The following is a 15,952-nucleotide window of genomic DNA, read 5'->3' on the forward strand; positions in this document are numbered from 1 at the left end:
ATGTGATTATATGTTAACGCGAGAAGATTGTTTATTAATCATTGGTGAGAAAACAGAATTAATAACTAATTTATGCATGATTACTCATTCTTTACTTGTAGATGAACTATATAATAAAGAGCACGCTGCGAAGGAATTAACTAAGATTATAAAGAGGGAAGTTTCGGATATTCCAATACTTAAATAAGAGGTAGTGGATTTCTCTTATTTAGGTAGTTCTCTATTAAATAAAAAATGCCCCCAGATAATAAGAGCCTGTTTATTATCTGGGGGATTCAAATGAGTAGTTTATTTGCTTGTGTCAGCAACAATATCAGCTATATACGTATTATTCAACCAATAGCATTGTTTCGTAATTTGCTGCCCGTCAGGTAATGTTACTTTATCTGATCCATCTTTACCCTTTGGACGTATGTGTGCAACTCCATTAAATTTGCTCTTTGGTAAATTATTTGTTTCCACCATTTTATTACCGCGCTTCTTGTATTGAATTTGAATACCTTCCTTTATTACTTTGTTAACTTCTTCCCATAACTGTCTTATTTCATTTTCTATTGTAGGAGTAGGCATGTTCCAAAGCTTGATTCCTTTTAAATAAAGTTCACGGTTTGGATTTTCTTTTTTTGTTTGCTTAAATTCAAAGATGACAAATAAAAACTTTGTTTGATAAAATCTATCGCGAATCTCACTTTCTTCCCATGCTTCATTTGTCCACTGGTTAAAGTCAATATTTTCAAATGACATGCTTTGTTCTGGTTTTCCAGTTGGCTCTAAACGGATGGTTTTAAATTGTATATTTGCTTTTGCAAATTCTTCAATATTATCAAGGCGTGTTCCTTTAATACCTAATAGGGAACTTACTAACCATGGGACAAAGCTTTTTGAACTAGGTTTATAATCTACGGATAATTTTTCTGCAATTTCTTTATCTGTTAATCCTATATATGGTGCAAATTTAGAAGTTAAAATTTCTTCTAGGGATTTGTTTTTTAGTTCATTTGCATTTGTAAAGCTTATAAGCTCTTCATTTTGAATATATCTACGTACCAAGGCTGTCATGTAAGATGGTTTTAATGAGAATGCACGTTGCATTGCAGGTGTTTCGGAAAAAGGTTGTTGGCGAAGGGAGTTCTTATTTGAACCTTTTGTACAAGCCCCTAAGTAGTTTGTATCACCTTCTGATAATTCATGTGCCTTTCCAGAGCGAATCTTAGTTACGATTGTTTCCCAATCTTGTTTAATTATTTCTAAATCAGCTTCAGGATATGTGAAAAGCAGACTTTTTGTAATATAGTAATCTTTACGATCTATATCTGGTACCCATTCATAAAACATAAGCAATAATTTTTCGTTCTTTTTCCAAAAGCTAGATGTTTCAAAATGCGTATGAACTTCTTCTATATAGTTGATAATATTTAACACTAAACGTTCTTTAGCAGATAAAGTTCCGTTTTTATTGCGCTTAAATGGTGTAACTTTCAGTTCAATTCCTAGATTTGCAAAGTCCGCCTCGGCTTTTGAATTTACTTCATATCCAAAAAAACTTTCTTCAATTACTTGGCCTAGGCCGCCTTTTGATTTCCTATTTGCAAGTCTATCAGTTGTATCAATCTCCCCGAATGTTTTTCCTTCAGCTTCTTTTGCTTTTAACATTAATTCCTCTGTCGTAGTATATTCCATAATGAACCCCTTTCCGCGTTTAATGTTGTGTCGTAAGCTGTATTTAGAACTGAAAACATTACATATAAAAATATGATATAATAAAAAACTGTTTGTAAATTAGCATAAGTAAAATATAAGTAGGTAAAAAAGACGGAATTCCTCTAGTAATAACTTGTATTATGAATTTGATTAGAAGATTTTGTTTCATTTATACTGTTTTAAACAAGGCGTATAGTTTGTTTATAGATGCAACAGTAAGTAGGAACTTATAAAAATTTTTTATTCATATAATGTTGGAGTTGATCTTTTCCTTACTTTTTATTATAATGAAGCATAGGTAAATAAAATACCGAAAGGATGTTCGTGTATTTATGATGAAAGTAGTAGAACTTTTTGCGGGAGTAGGAGGTTTTAGGTTAGGACTTGAAGCAAATGAAAATTTTGAAGTTCTTTTGGGGAACCAGTGGGAGCCCTCAACTAAAGCACAGCATGCATTTAACTGTTATGCAACCCGCTTTGAAAATAAAGGAATACATGTAAATAGAGATATAGCTGAAGCTTGGCCAGAGGTACCTGAGCATGACTTGTTAGTTGGAGGTTTTCCTTGTCAGGATTATTCTGTAGCACGCACTTTGTCGAGCGGAAAGGGAATACAAGGAAAGAAAGGTGTTCTTTTTTGGGAGATAATGAAAATAGTTAATTCTCGAAAACCGAGGTTTGTTTTATTAGAGAATGTAGACAGATTATTGAAATCACCAGCCAAGCAAAGAGGTCGTGATTTTTCTATTATGTTGGCAAGCTTTAAAGATGCTGGATATGCAGTTGAATGGAGAGTTATTAATGCTGCAGATTACGGATATTCGCAAAGAAGGCGAAGAGTATTTATTTTTGCGTACTTAAAAGAGTCTTATTTCGCATCTATCCAAAATGAAATGAAATCGTTAGAGATATTGTGTGAAAAGGGATTTTTTGCTCCAGTCTTTAAAGTGTATGAAGCACCTGAGGAAAACAAAAAAAGAGGGAAATTTAAATTGCCAAGCGATATTATAGAGGTTTCTGATACATTTAAAGCTGAATACTATAATTCTGGTGTAATGATAGATGGACAAGTATATACTGAAGAAGTAGTTCCGGTAACTGAAAATCCTGAGACTTTAGGTCAGGTTGTTCAGAAAGCATATGATAAATTTGGACCAGCGGACGAATCTTATTATTTGAAGACAGATAAGGTTAATAAAAAGGGACGAACGGAATTTGAAGAGCTTAAGTACTTAAAAGGTCCTAAGAAAGAAGAACGAGTATCGAAAGCGACAGGACATAAATATTTCTATTCTGAGGGAGGAATGGCCTTCCCTGATCATTTAGATAAGCCTGGACGTACAATGCTAACAAGTGAGGGGACATGTAATAGAAGCTCTCATGTAATTGAAGATCCTTATACAAAAAGGTTAAGATATTTGACACCTGTGGAATGTGAATTATTAAATGGGTTCCCGATGGATTGGACAAATACAGGGATGCCACAAAGAAATCGATATTTTTGTATGGGGAATGCTCTTGTTGTTGATTTGGTGGAACGAATGGGGAAAAGGATTTTAGAAATTAATAAAGAAGAGGAAGAAAAGGATGGTTGGGTACAACTTAGTTTACTTTAAAAATACAGAATGGTTTCTTATAAAGAGAGTTGTACTTTTTACAAGATAGAATTTTTAAAAAAATATCCTGATTCTGTATTAATACAGAATCAGGATATTTTTGTTTCTGAAAATTGGATGCAAGAGTGGAGGAAGTTATGAGGAACAGATGTGATTTTTAGTGTTTAAATATAATGATATACTATACAGTAATAAAAGCTATTGATAATCGTATCTTTTGGGTTTAGCGACCAAGAGGATTATTTTTCTAAAGGAGTAATAGTGAAATGAGAAAAATTCTTATGACACCCAACAAATATAAAAATGTTGAAAGCGATGATATAAGATAGGATGTTTTCACAGTTGAGCCATGTAGAGTACTGCTCATTACTTGTTAGAAGAAGTTAATAAAAGATGCCGAATTACATCAATTTATTGATTTTCAAGAAGAAACTTTGTTCATATAATATGCAAAGCTCTTGAACTAGCTGGCATTTAGTATAATCAATCCTGCTATAAAAAGAGTCAAAATGTAGTTGTGGAAATAAAGGATTCCCCTAGAAAACTATACAAATTCATCTAATACTATTAAAACAAGGCTTATAACTAAGTATAAAGCTTGTATAAAGGGGATGGAGAGAAAGAATATCTGTTCTAATATTTAAAGAAATACAAACCACATTCATCAAAATTAATTAAAGAACGGAGGTTGCCTAATGCAAATGAAAATGGATAAACAATGTGCTGAGCAGTGGAAACAAAGAACCTCGGGTGAATTATACATAGCTGATGAAGAACATTTTCGACACAGCGACTTATTTCTAGAGAATTATACGGATGTAAAAGAGGCTATTATGTCAGCTCTTAACGGAAAGGTAATTGAACAAAAGTTCTATTATGAGTTCAAAGAAACTAAAAGAAACTCCTATTATAAGGGAAGAATTGAAACTACTCCTCTAAATAAAGGAATTAGAAATAGATTTAAAGCATCCAGGTTGAAATTTAAATATGAAGTTACCTTTAAAGAAGGTGTATTTTTTGATTCTTTACAAACGGGTGGATTTGATTTTGCTCACATTGATGATCAATACAATTTAATTAATTTTAGAAATTTATGTTATGGTAGAAGAGCTGTTTTTGATGGACAAGAGTTATGGGAAAAAGAACTAGATAAACGATTGATTTGGTATGAATTATCAAAAAAGATGAAACTCGATACACCTATCGGTACTGATATAGATTTAAAAAAACAAATTCCAACTATTCTTGGAGAAATTCAATTTGGTAACTGGGGTCTAGTTTATCGAGATATATTAAAAGTAATTCAAATTGAACGAGATGAAGATGTAGATTTGTTTATTTATATAACTGCAACAGGACTCCTTGCTAATGCGATAAGTAATGGGACAGTAAATTTCGAAAAAACTAAAAATATATTTGAAGAGTTTAAAAGCGTTTTAAGTATGCCTATTTGGTTAATTGGTATAGACATAAAGTAAAGAGGAGCTGTTGTGAGAATTATTATAAGGTAAGTATAATTTTGTAATAATGCATAACACAATCATTATAAAATTATACTTGTATTATGGAGAGTCCCTATTTTTAGTAATATTTTTAAAATAGGGACTCTGAGATTTTACTTAATTTTCGCGAAATATTCTGTCTGTACTAAATCGAAATGTTCTTCTATAGGACCCTTTAGTTTGAAAAATTTAGGTTTATTACTATTTAAATCGTATACACGATAAAGATAGAATTGTTCTGTAGATTCTCTTGAAAATCTTACTTCAGAGTCTGAAATAAGAAATCCTTTATTTACTGTTTCACTAGATCCCTTCACTTCTATATAAATCTCAGTTCCATCTATTTCGAAAGATTTGATGTCATATCCAAGACCATCGCCCTGTGTTTTTGAAACATGTTCTACCTGTTCAGCCAAGTCTACACGATTCGCTGCTACTAGTTTTTCTTTTTCAATATTAAAAACCATTATTTCAGCTGCATCACCAACAATTTTATTTCTCTTTTGTTCTCTCTCGTAGTTTCGATTTGTCGCACGGCGATTTCTTCTTTGGTTATTTATTTGTTGTGAATTACCTTCTTGTTTTTTTGAAAAAGGTGGTTCAATCTCTATCAAAACTTTATCTTCTATTGATATATTGTAATTAACTGTACCCAATTGATTTAAAGGTGTGTTTACTTTAGCGTTACCTAAAATTCTATTAAGTTCTTGCACCTCATCTTCAAAGGTTGAGATCTGTTTGCTTTCAATAATTTGTAAAGCTTGCATTGCCATTTCTTTTAAAATATTAGGTATATTTTCTAGTTCTATTGTTTCCTCTAAAAATGTACGGTTTTCGAGTAACACTCTTAGCAAAGGATCTTGAGTACGTGCCTTTGCTGTTATTTTCAAGACATTGTTAACCTTCGTCATATAAAGTTGATCATACGTGCTTAACAATTCTCTAAATTCTATATGATTATTAGCCAACTTGCTGAATTGGAATAGATTGATAATCATATTAATTTTCCGTTTTTCTCCATACATTGTTCTTGCATTTTTGAACATTTCGATTATTTCTTCTAAACTTTTATTTGCAAAGATGCCTAAGAAGATGGATTTTCTACTTTCCTTACCTTTGATACCTAACCAATATAAAATTCTAGAAGAAATAGAACCATTTGTCATTACATTCCCATCAGAGTCTACTGGATAATTTAAAGTGATTTCATCTATTTCTCTATGTTCTAACCCTCCTATTAAATGAGCATTCATGACATCAATATGAGTTTGAAGACTATTTCGAATGTGTTCCGAATCTCGTCTATCGCCTTGGGTTAATTTAGATAAAATATCCATAATTTGTTGGTTAGTCATTTCTTGAGCGGTTTCATTTACTGAATCCATACAATATACCCCCTGTATCTTTTCTATAAAAATATATTTACCTTAAAATAAAAATATATTCTGAACGTTTAAATGCAAGTATAAATTACGACTAATTGATATGGTGGTAAGATAGAAATCAAATATATAGGGATGTTTAGTGCAAAATGAAAGTGGTTCTTACGTATTTTTGGTGACCTGTCCTTTTGTGCACTACATTGATATAATAAAAGAAAAGGAGTGAACCATGATGTACAACATCTCTTGGTCAAGTCCAGACCCTTTTCTCGAACTTATAGATGTATCTCCACAGGACCAGCACCTTCGTTTAACCGTAAAAAATAATCGTACTTCCGCAAACTGTCCAGCTTGTCATTCTATTTCTTCTCATCTCCATAGTCGTTATACTCGTCTTATACAAGATCTTCCTATTACAGACCAACCTGTTATCCTTCTCCTCGTTTCACACAAGTGGTTTTGTGATAATCCTTGTTGTTCCATTAAGGTTTTTACAGAACGTTATGACTGGTTAACTCCCAACGGACGTCGCACACTTCGTGCAGAAAAAGTTTTACGGAAAATTGCATTTTCTACAAGTTGCTTAGCTGGAGAGAAAGTTGCTCGTACCATACACCTTCCAATCAGTCATGATGTGTTACTATCCATTGTTCGTAAAACCAGCATAGACACAAAGGTGTCTCCCTTTCATTGGCGTAGATGATTTTGCTTTCCGTAAAGGACATACGTATGGGACACTTGTTTGTGATTTGCGTAGTCATAGACCATTAGTTCTATTACCGAATCGTTCACCTGAAATACTAACGGAATGGTTGAAACAACATCCTCATATTCAAGTAGTAAGTCGCGATGGTTTTACAAGTTTTCGGCAAGGAATTTCTGATGCTAATTCTTCTATTCTTCAAGTATATGATCGCTGGCATTTTATTAAAAATGCTAGGAAACATTTAGATACGTTCCTTTTGTCAGCCGTTCCTTCTACTATTACTTGGAATGAAACCCCATCTATTTCGATTGAAACAGCGTTAACAAAGGCAGAAAAAATAAAACTTATACGTCAAAAAAGAAAATGGGATCTTATTCAGGAAATCCAGGAATCCCACCGCTCAGGGAAATCTATAAATTCTCTGACTAAAGAGTACCATTTAAATTGGAGAACGATTAAAAAATACATTAAAATGAATAACGTATCTACTACCAATCGTTGTCGTATCAGTCCAGCTCAAGGTTATCTTGAATCTATTATTCATCTTGAGAAAGAGGGAAAAACACTTAAAATGATTGATCAACTTATCCGTAAGGACGGATATAACGGTACCTTTTCGGCTATACGTACACTTGTTGAAGATATAAGACGCACACGGAAACGTTCTAATCACCAATCCCCTACATATCAAATAGCTAGAAAACAACTTACTAGATGGTTTTGGATTCATCCCGATCAACTGAATACTTCAGAAAAAACGGATTTAGAGCGATGCTTCAAGAAATATCCCAATATCCGAAAAGTTTATGAGGTCATACAAGATTATCGTGAGATTGTAAAACAATCTGATTATGAACGATTTTCACAATGGTTAAGAAGACAACTTTCACATAAAGAACAACCTTTTTATCAATATGCCCGTCATTTACGTAGCGATTTACAAGCGGTTAAACATGCATTTATTCTTCCATATAGTAATGGAGTTCTAGAAGGACAGGTAAATCGCTTGAAATCAATTAAACGAATGTTATATGGGCGAGCTAGTTTAACGGTATTGCAAAAGCGCATGTTATATAAGCTCTGATTTATTATTTTGAAAGAACAATAGTTTATAAGGTAACAACGTTATATGAGATTTTACCAAAAATACGTAAGAACCATTTTTTTCCTGCTGAAAACAGGGCTGTCCATTTCAAGAAACATGTGCCAAAGGAAAAGAAACAAAATCTATCAGCGTCTCTGTAAAAAATCAAAAACAGCGAAAAGAAGTGCGAGAACGTTTACGTACAAAAGAGGGGAAAGAATTATACGGTCAACGAAAAATAGAGGTAGAACTCGTATTTGGTCATATTAAATACAATCGTTTCTTCCAACGCTTCTCCTTGCGAGGCCTTTCCAAAAACAGATTGGGATGGGGTCTTATTTGTGTTGCCCATAATTTACGGAAATGGGTAACAACAGCTCAACTAAAAGGAAAAAATCCAAAGTCATAGGAGAAATCAGTAGTTTTGCTTTCCTATGAATCATTTTCTTATCCATATAAAGGAAAAAGGAAGAGGTTGTCTACAAAAGGTCATTTTTAGCGACCTTTTGGGACAACCTCTCTATTTCGTTCTTTAATGAGTTTGCTTATCAGTACGGTCATATCCCAAATCAAGAGGTTAATCTTGATAGATTGAAAGCACTTATTAGCAAACTCAATGAGATATAGCTGTTTAGGTGCTTGATTTGCATAATTAGAATGAAATTTAATTAACTGAGAGTTGGGGTCATACGAATAGTTATTGTGACCAATAGGATTTCTTAATTTTGTATCAAGAGATTCCTGAAAGATTTGAGAAAACACATTGTTCTTGTCTGATAAATAAGCTAATTTTTGTCCTTTTGTAAGGGATTGAAAGTCATGTATATTTCTAACGGGCTTTTTTCTAACTGTGATAGAAGGATTCATACTATTAATTGAACCACGAACAATCAAATTATCGAGCATCATAGTTAACGTTGAGTTTTCTAGCAATGTCTCGTATGTATTTTGATATAATCGGTCTAGTTTTTCAAGAGAAACAGTAGTCAGACCCTCTTGGTATTTAATTTCTTCTATTTTTCTATCCATATTTTCTAAATATATTACAGGTACCAGATATCGGTAATGATTTATGAAGGCATTAAAAAGAGAAAATAATTCTTTTTGAATTTTAAGTAAATCATTCCTCGTATAAAAATCTAGCAATTTTAAATATGCTTCTTTATTATCTTTAGAAATAGCATTTAGTTGATCAGATAGAGATTCCGATGGAGATTCTAATAATGGCTTCGAAGATGAGAGTTCTCTAAAAACCGTTGTTACAAGTTTACTAACACTGGAATCTTTTTCGTACGGACTGATAGTGATTTTTGGACTTTTTCTTAATTTGTTCACTTCACTTTCTAAATATCTTTCTTGGTCGTTAAAGTAAAGATGAGCGATTCTTTCTATCATCTTCCACTCCGCATTTATAAATTCAGGTAAAAATCCATGTAAAATTTGGTATTTTCGTCTTTCGTCTTCACTATGAGGTGAATAACGAATAAAAGGTGAAAATAAGGATGCGTGAAATGTATCCTCGGTTGATTTCACTATTTTAATGGATGGGAACTCGCCAGATAATACTAGAATATATTCTTCCTTGCCTTGATCCTCATTCTTAGCATTGTTTAATTTAAACTCTATATAACCCTCTCCATGATGAATTAAGATATCTCCATAAATGTTTGTTAAGCATGTGGGACATGAATAGTGAACAGGGTATTGATTCAAAGTGCCTACTTGGAATTTAACCAATGTTTTTGTGTTGCAAACCTCACAAGTTACGACCTGCGTATTAACAGCCATGATAAGCCTCCTTTTCCACCTAGATCATACCATAATTACGATAAACCATAAGTAGAATAAATCGAGTTCACAATTCTGAATTTTTATTTTATAATAAAACCTATAAAATTACTTTGAATTAAGGATGGTGGCTATATGGGAACAAAAAAATTGTTAAAAGTAAAAACAAGTGGAAAGTGGGAAGGGGGCTTAAAAACTTCAATTTCAATTAGAGATTTTTCAAAATTCATAGTTGACGAACCGAAAAGTCTAGGTGGGACAGATGAAGGACCAAATCCCGTTGAGTATGTATTAGGTGCATTGTCTAGCTGTACGTCAGTTATGATTGGGTTAATATCTAAAGAAAAGGATTTTTCTTATCAAGAGGTAGATTTTGAAAATAATGGAACACTAGATTTACAAGGATTAATGGGAGTTAAAGGGATTTCAATACATTTTCAAAGTGTTAATTTTGACGTGATCTTTAGAACATATGAACCCGATTCTCGAATAACGGAATTAAAAGAAGAAGTAGAAAAAAGATGCCCTGTTTATAATTTATTAAAAGATGCAGGTGTTAGAATAGAATCGAATTGGTATAAAAAATAGTATACTTATTTTTTATAGACTAAGATGGATTATCCATCTTAGTTTATTTAGTGAGGGTAACGTGAATTTTATGTTTAAAGTCAACTGTATTTTTTTGTAATATTTGGTGGTCTGTATCGTAAATAATTATATAGAAGAAATCATTCGAAGTGCTGGTGTACCGCAAAATGATTTTGAAAATATTGTGAAACAGGATGAGATTCAATTAGCCGAATTTCCTGCTCTTTTGATGAGGGAAGAAGAGCGGTATTTAAAGGAAGCTATGAAAAATATTTAGTTATGAAAAGGCACTTTAACAAGCCATGGTAAAATTGTTAGGGTGTCTTTATAGGTTCTGAGGATACTGTATGGGAGTGTGTATAGATATTATAATTGAGGAAAAATCACAATATTGGAGGAATCATAATGCCATTTTACAACAAACTAGTACGTGACCGCATCCCAGAAATAATCGAAAATAACGGAAAAACATCGATAACAAGAATACTAGATGAAATAGGCAAGAAAATAAGGGAAGAGTTAACGGAGTATTTAGAAGCAGAAAGTAAAGAACATAAGGTAGAAGAACTAGCAGATTTATTAGAACTCGTAAACGCACTAGCCCAGCATGGAGGTGTAACATTGGAAGATGTGGAAGAAGTAAGGAAACAAAAAGCAGAACAACGCGGTGGTTTTCAGGAGCGAATTTTTTTAGTTAAGACAATGAAATTATAAGAACAAGACAGCCTCTTAACAGTCTTGTTCCTAAACAGGCAAGCTTCATTCTTTATTTTTGTTGCTTATTATTTTGATGCTCAATGCAACAAAGACAACTCCTATTATTTTCATTATGGTGTTACCTATGTCTCCGAGACTATTAACTGTTAAACCAATTAAAAAGGCTCCCAATAGGCAGAGAAATATACCAAATAGTGTTTTCAATATATGTAGCACCTAAATTCTTTATAATATTTTTGGAGATTTTATTGATCATTTTATTAATTGGATATTTTTACCTATAACCCTTCTTGTATTTTAGTTGAGGTACATGATGACTAAAGTTCACCTTAACTTCTGAAGTATATATTGGCTTTAGATTGTCCAAGTATTTCACAAGGTGTTGTAAAATGGATATATGAGATGCGAGACAGAGCACGATTTGATAGGGGGCTTCCAAATGTATATGGACGAAGGAGGAAATTTGCAGTTAACGAGTCAGGCTCTTCAGGTAATGAATAACGGGATTGTAGTAACAAGTCATAATGGAACGGTCATATTCAGCAATTCATCATTCTGCAGCATGTTCAACAAAACGGAAAAAGAGATAATAGGTAAGCACATATCAGTCATTCTTCCTACTCGTAAACAGCTAGTAGCGAATCAAAATGATAGTTTGCACAAATACGAGTGCAAGATTGGCAACCAAGTGTTCATCGTGAATGAATCTTATGTGTACCAGGATAGGAAAGAAGACGGATCGATTGTCATTTTGGAAAACAAGGAGAAAAGTATACAGTCTTTAGAAAGCACCATCAGCCGGTATGAAAATGCTTTGAATTTACTGTCTGAATGTATTATAGGGGTGAATGAACAAGGAATTATCAATTTTTTTAGTGGTGCTTATGCACAATTTTTAGGGATTGATGATCCAAAGGAAGCGATTGGGAAACATTGTACGGAGGTTGTTGAGAATACGCGGATGCATATTATTGTGGAGACGGGACAGGTGGAAATTGGGCATATTCAACGAGTGAATAGTCAGAATGTTATTGCAAATCGTATTCCTATTATGAAGGAAGGGAAGGTTATTGGTGCGATTGGGAAAATCATGTTTCATGATATCCAGCAATTTAAAGCTTTGGCGGATCAGATTCGCGCAATGGAATCGAAGTTATCATACTATCAAACTGAGTTAAAGCGGCTGCAAGCAGGGAGGTTTTCGTTTCAAAGTATTGTAGGAGAGAGTGCGAAAATGGAAGAAGTGAAAATGATGGCTTTGAAGGTTTCGAAAAGCCGTTCTACGGTTTTGATAAGAGGAGAAAGTGGAACGGGGAAGGAGCTTTTTGCCAATGCGGTTCATCATGCGAGTCCGCGTGCTGATGGTACATTTATTCGGTTGAATTGTGCTGCGATTCCGAGGGATCTTTTAGAGGCAGAATTGTTTGGATATGAAGAGGGGGCTTTTACTGGAGCGAAAAAGGGCGGTAAGCCTGGAAAGATTGAGCTAGCTCATAAGGGAACGTTGTTTTTAGATGAGATCGGCGATATGTCTTTGGACATGCAGGTGAAGTTGCTTCGGGTGCTGCAAGAGAAAGAGATTGAAAGAATCGGTGGAACAAAAACGCATAAGATTGATGTCCGCTTTATTGCAGCAACGCACCGGAATCTCCGTGAAATGGTGCGAAGAGGAGAATTTAGGGAAGACTTATATTATAGGCTACATGTGTTTGGAATTGATATTCCTCCGCTAAGAGAACGAAAGGAAGATATGGTACATTTAACGGAGTTTTTAATTCGGAAATTGAATGAGGAGCTTGGTAGTAGTGTTCTTTCATTGGACGACAGGGTAAGGGGCATTTTTATGGCGCACGATTGGCCAGGGAATATTCGGGAGCTGGAGAATGTGCTGGAACGAGCGATGAATGTTGTGGAAGGAACGGTTATTCAAGTGCATCATCTTCCTGTGTATTTGCGGCAAAAGGATTTGGAAGAAGCGCTAAGTTGTGAGGGATATCAAGGGGAGAATGAGATAAGCTATTCACTGCATGCGGAAGTGGAAGCCACTGAAAAACGGGTAATTACGAGAGCTTTGGAAAAGACAGCTGGAAATAGAAAAGAGGCAGCGGAGCTTTTGGGGATTCATCGGGCTAGCTTATATCGAAAAATAGAAAGGTACGGAATTGGATAAAGGGCGAATCGGCCCTTTTTTTATTTGTCGCGTTTTTGCGACGCTTTCTTATATATGCGACATAGTTGTTATCGTTTTTAGCATAAATGCGACATGGGAAGGTGGACATGTAAGAGAGATTGGGGGCTGGTCCTTGAAGGAATAAGGAAATGGGGAATGAGTCGATTTTTGGCATAACTTTTGCTATATAAATAAAAAGAATTGTAATAGGAAGGGGATGGAATCTAGTGCTGGAGAATCAGAGTTTGCCGCATTTTCTTATGCAAAGTATCGACAAGTCACCGGATAAGGCGTATTTACAATTTGAAGAACAAAGGGTTACGTATGAGGAGCTTTATCATCGGATTACAAGGGCTGCAGCGGGATTGTATGAACTCGGTATTCAAAAAGGGGACAAGGTTTGTATTATGCTTCATAATAACCCTGAATATCTGGATGTATGGTTTGCTTTATCTTTTATGGGAGCAATTGCGGTGCCTCTTAATGTGCATTTAAAGGGAGAAGGTTTGCAGTATATTGTATCCCATTCTGATTGTAAGTTAATAATCGTTGATAAGGAATTTGTTCTTCAAATCGCTTCTTGTTTACCATTTATACAAAGGGAAATTGTGATTGTCGTTCACGGAAATAATGAAAGCGTAATCATCGCGGGTGATGGTAAAGAACGACCGGTAATCGGATTGAAAGATGTACTGCATACAAATCATCACTATCTTCCAAATGAATCTATTTTCTCCTCTTCTATCAACAGTATCCTTTATACCTCTGGAACGACTGGATTACCGAAAGGGGTTATGTTAAGTCATTCTGCTTATGTTAATTCTGCAAAGTCATTCGCTACCTATATGGTTGGCGCGAATTCGCAAGATATTTTATTTACAGCGCTGCCGTTATTTCATATTAATGCTCAAGCTCATACAGTACTCGGTGCTATTTCTTCCAATGCGACGATTGCTCTTGGAAAGAGGTTTAGTGCTTCACGTTTTTGGGATGAAATTCGCAGTCATGGCGCAACGATTTTCAATTCTTTAGGATCTATGATTCCAATTCTTTGCAAGCAGCCGGAAAAGGAAAATGATTATGAAAATCCAGCAAGGGTGACGGCTTGTGCTGCTACGCCTAAGGAATTTTGGAAGCCGTTTGAGGAGAGATTTGGCGTTCGGATTGTGGAAGGTTACGGATTAACGGAAACGACAGGGTTTTGCGTAACGAATCCATTGAAAGCTAATAAGCCGCCTTCTATCGGAAAACCGTATTCCTACGTCGAGACAAAGATTGTAAATGAGAAAGGAAACGAAGTGCGGACTGGTGAAATCGGAGAGATTTTTATTCGTGCTTTACAAGGACAAACATTCATGGAAGGCTACTATAAAATGCCGGATAAAACAGAAGAAGCGATGGAATGCGGATGGTTCCATACAGGAGATCGTGGTTATCGGGATGAGGAAGGTTACCTATACTTTTGCGATCGAATTAAACAGTGTATTAGAAGGCGCGGAGAAAATATCTCTTCTTGGGAAATTGAAAAGGTCGTGAATAATCATCCGAAAGTGCTTGAATCCGCTGCGATTGGTGTTCCGTCAGAAGTAGGGGAGGAAGATGTCAAATTGTATGTAATTGTAAGGCAAGGGGAAACGATGTCCCATGAAGAGGTTATCGATTGGTGTCAAGAACGCATGGCTTATTTTATGGTGCCGCGATATGTGCAGTTCAGTGAAGCTTTCCCAAAAACCGCAACGGAACGGATTCAGAAGTTTAAGCTGCAGGAAGAAGGAATCGGTATTGCTTGGGATCGCGAGCAGGCTGGGTATGTCATTAAAAGAACGAGTTGACGATTACCTTATTACATATGAGAAAGAAGGGAAGGGAAGGGATTGCCTTGGAAAATAAGCGAGTTGTTTCATGGTCTAAAGAAAAAGGAATCGCGACTATTATCATTGATAGTCCTCCTGTGAATGTACTGAGCTATGCGGTGATTGAGCAATTGACAACAGTGGTTGATGAAATTGAACGGGATGATGAAGTTATTGTTGTAATTCTAACAGGTGCTGGAGAAAAAGCTTTCGTTGCCGGAGGAGATATTAAGTCATTTCCGGAATGGATTGGAAAAGGAAGTGAATATGCGGAGGAAAAAGCATTGTGGCTTCAGAATCCGTTAAATAAGTTAGAAAGCCTGCCGAAGCCTGTCATCGCTGCGATTAACGGATTAGCGCTTGGGGGCGGGTGTGAATTAGCTTTATCATGTGATTTACGGATTATCGAAGACCATGCCAAAATTGGGCTTCCGGAAGTGACACTAGGTTTGTTTCCAGGGGCAGGAGGAACGCAGCGTTTGCCTCGTTTAATCGGAACTGCGAGGGCAAAAGAAATGATGTTTACTGGTGAACCGCTCGGTGCTGAAGAGGCTTTGCGATTTGGTTTGGTAAATCATGTTGTTCCGCGCGGCGAATCGCTAAATAAGGCAAAGGAACTGGCTGCGAAGATGGCCCGATTTTCTCTTCCTGCTTTATCGTTGATGAAGCAATCTATCAATAAAGGGCTATCTTATTCTCTTGAGGAAGGGCTAAAAATAGAGGCTAAAAATTTTGGTCATGTCTTTCAAACGAGTGATGTAAAAGAGGGAGTGGGTGCTTTTATAGAAAAGAGAGTACCGCTTTTTCAGCATAAATAAAAAGAATACGATGTCTGCCTTTGGTAG

13 protein-coding genes and 1 pseudogene are annotated in these 15,952 nt (G+C 35.1%); 11 read left to right on the forward strand and 3 right to left on the reverse strand.

Going from position 1 to position 15,952, the window contains the following annotated elements; genetic code table 11:
- Window positions 1–10 precede the first annotated feature (10 nt).
- The gene (locus ACX5JI_RS07695) at window positions 11–187 is read left to right on the forward strand and encodes a hypothetical protein (protein ID WP_459500511.1); all 177 of its coding nucleotides are present in this window, start codon (window positions 11–13) and stop codon (window positions 185–187) included.
- A 101-nt stretch (window positions 188–288) separates the two neighbouring features.
- On the opposite strand, the gene ACX5JI_RS07700 is transcribed toward ACX5JI_RS07695, so the two are convergent.
- Window positions 289–1,680, reverse strand: a complete 1,392-nt coding sequence (locus tag ACX5JI_RS07700) for a Sau3AI family type II restriction endonuclease (protein WP_459500512.1) — start codon at window positions 1,678–1,680, stop codon at window positions 289–291.
- A 353-nt stretch (window positions 1,681–2,033) separates the two neighbouring features.
- Here ACX5JI_RS07700 and dcm point away from each other — a divergent pair, with 353 nt between their 5' ends.
- Window positions 2,034–3,317: a DNA (cytosine-5-)-methyltransferase gene (dcm, locus tag ACX5JI_RS07705; protein ID WP_459500513.1), complete on the forward strand. Its 1,284-nt coding sequence runs from the start codon at window positions 2,034–2,036 to the stop codon at window positions 3,315–3,317.
- Window positions 3,318–4,012: 695 nt separating this feature from the next.
- Complete coding sequence (locus tag ACX5JI_RS07710) at window positions 4,013–4,795, forward strand: BglII/BstYI family type II restriction endonuclease (protein WP_459500514.1); 783 nt, start codon at window positions 4,013–4,015, stop codon at window positions 4,793–4,795.
- Window positions 4,796–4,932: 137 nt separating this feature from the next.
- On the opposite strand, the gene ACX5JI_RS07715 is transcribed toward ACX5JI_RS07710, so the two are convergent.
- A complete protein-coding gene (locus tag ACX5JI_RS07715; protein ID WP_459500515.1) occupies window positions 4,933–6,204 on the reverse strand; it encodes a protein NO VEIN domain-containing protein in 1,272 nt (423 codons plus the stop codon).
- Between the two features lie 229 nt (window positions 6,205–6,433).
- Between ACX5JI_RS07715 and ACX5JI_RS07720 the strand changes: the two genes are divergently transcribed.
- The 3 genes and pseudogenes from ACX5JI_RS07720 to ACX5JI_RS07730 all read left to right on the forward strand — a co-directional run.
- Entirely contained in the window at window positions 6,434–6,904 is a 471-nt protein-coding gene (locus tag ACX5JI_RS07720) for a transposase family protein (protein ID WP_459500516.1), read from the forward strand.
- The gene (locus ACX5JI_RS07725; protein ID WP_459501052.1) at window positions 6,891–7,991 is read left to right on the forward strand and encodes an ISL3 family transposase; all 1,101 of its coding nucleotides are present in this window, start codon (window positions 6,891–6,893) and stop codon (window positions 7,989–7,991) included. The genes ACX5JI_RS07720 and ACX5JI_RS07725 overlap by 14 nt, the downstream gene beginning before the upstream one ends.
- A 97-nt stretch (window positions 7,992–8,088) precedes the next feature.
- A pseudogene (locus ACX5JI_RS07730) lies at window positions 8,089–8,400 on the forward strand (transposase); the annotation flags it as partial.
- A gap of 86 nt (window positions 8,401–8,486) precedes the next feature.
- Here the strand turns inward: ACX5JI_RS07730 and ACX5JI_RS07735 are convergent.
- Window positions 8,487–9,779 (reverse strand): hypothetical protein, encoded by a 1,293-nt coding sequence (locus tag ACX5JI_RS07735; RefSeq protein WP_459500517.1) that lies wholly within the window; start codon window positions 9,777–9,779, stop codon window positions 8,487–8,489.
- A gap of 135 nt (window positions 9,780–9,914) precedes the next feature.
- Between ACX5JI_RS07735 and ACX5JI_RS07740 the strand changes: the two genes are divergently transcribed.
- The 5 genes from ACX5JI_RS07740 (at window position 9,915) to ACX5JI_RS07760 (ending at window position 15,925) form a co-directional block, all read left to right on the forward strand.
- Complete coding sequence (locus ACX5JI_RS07740; protein ID WP_459500518.1) at window positions 9,915–10,367, forward strand: OsmC family protein; 453 nt, start codon at window positions 9,915–9,917, stop codon at window positions 10,365–10,367.
- A gap of 405 nt (window positions 10,368–10,772) precedes the next feature.
- A complete protein-coding gene (locus ACX5JI_RS07745; protein WP_459500519.1) occupies window positions 10,773–11,081 on the forward strand; it encodes a pyrophosphohydrolase domain-containing protein in 309 nt (102 codons plus the stop codon).
- A gap of 442 nt (window positions 11,082–11,523) precedes the next feature.
- Window positions 11,524–13,254, forward strand: a complete 1,731-nt coding sequence (locus ACX5JI_RS07750; RefSeq protein ID WP_459500520.1) for a sigma 54-interacting transcriptional regulator — start codon at window positions 11,524–11,526, stop codon at window positions 13,252–13,254.
- Window positions 13,255–13,481: 227 nt separating this feature from the next.
- The gene (locus ACX5JI_RS07755; RefSeq protein ID WP_459500521.1) at window positions 13,482–15,086 is read left to right on the forward strand and encodes an ATP-dependent acyl-CoA ligase; all 1,605 of its coding nucleotides are present in this window, start codon (window positions 13,482–13,484) and stop codon (window positions 15,084–15,086) included.
- A gap of 47 nt (window positions 15,087–15,133) precedes the next feature.
- A complete protein-coding gene (locus tag ACX5JI_RS07760) occupies window positions 15,134–15,925 on the forward strand; it encodes an enoyl-CoA hydratase (RefSeq protein WP_459500522.1) in 792 nt (263 codons plus the stop codon).
- The last annotated feature ends 27 nt before the right edge of the window (window positions 15,926–15,952 follow it).

This window comes from Bacillus sp. C1 (genome assembly GCF_054570475.1).

Bases quoted from the DNA above. Each gene is read 5' to 3' on its own strand.
- ACX5JI_RS07695 (WP_459500511.1), top strand. From the start codon at position 11: ATGTTAACGCGAGAAGATTGTTTATTAATCATTGGTGAGAAAACAGAA.
- ACX5JI_RS07700 (WP_459500512.1), bottom strand. From the start codon at position 1,680: ATGGAATATACTACGACAGAGGAATTAATGTTAAAAGCAAAAGAAGCT.
- dcm (WP_459500513.1), top strand. From the start codon at position 2,034: ATGATGAAAGTAGTAGAACTTTTTGCGGGAGTAGGAGGTTTTAGGTTA.
- ACX5JI_RS07710 (WP_459500514.1), top strand. From the start codon at position 4,013: ATGCAAATGAAAATGGATAAACAATGTGCTGAGCAGTGGAAACAAAGA.
- ACX5JI_RS07715 (WP_459500515.1), bottom strand. From the start codon at position 6,204: ATGGATTCAGTAAATGAAACCGCTCAAGAAATGACTAACCAACAAATT.
- ACX5JI_RS07720 (WP_459500516.1), top strand. From the start codon at position 6,434: ATGTACAACATCTCTTGGTCAAGTCCAGACCCTTTTCTCGAACTTATA.
- ACX5JI_RS07735 (WP_459500517.1), bottom strand. From the start codon at position 9,779: ATGGCTGTTAATACGCAGGTCGTAACTTGTGAGGTTTGCAACACAAAA.
- ACX5JI_RS07740 (WP_459500518.1), top strand. From the start codon at position 9,915: ATGGGAACAAAAAAATTGTTAAAAGTAAAAACAAGTGGAAAGTGGGAA.
- ACX5JI_RS07745 (WP_459500519.1), top strand. From the start codon at position 10,773: ATGCCATTTTACAACAAACTAGTACGTGACCGCATCCCAGAAATAATC.
- ACX5JI_RS07750 (WP_459500520.1), top strand. From the start codon at position 11,524: ATGTATATGGACGAAGGAGGAAATTTGCAGTTAACGAGTCAGGCTCTT.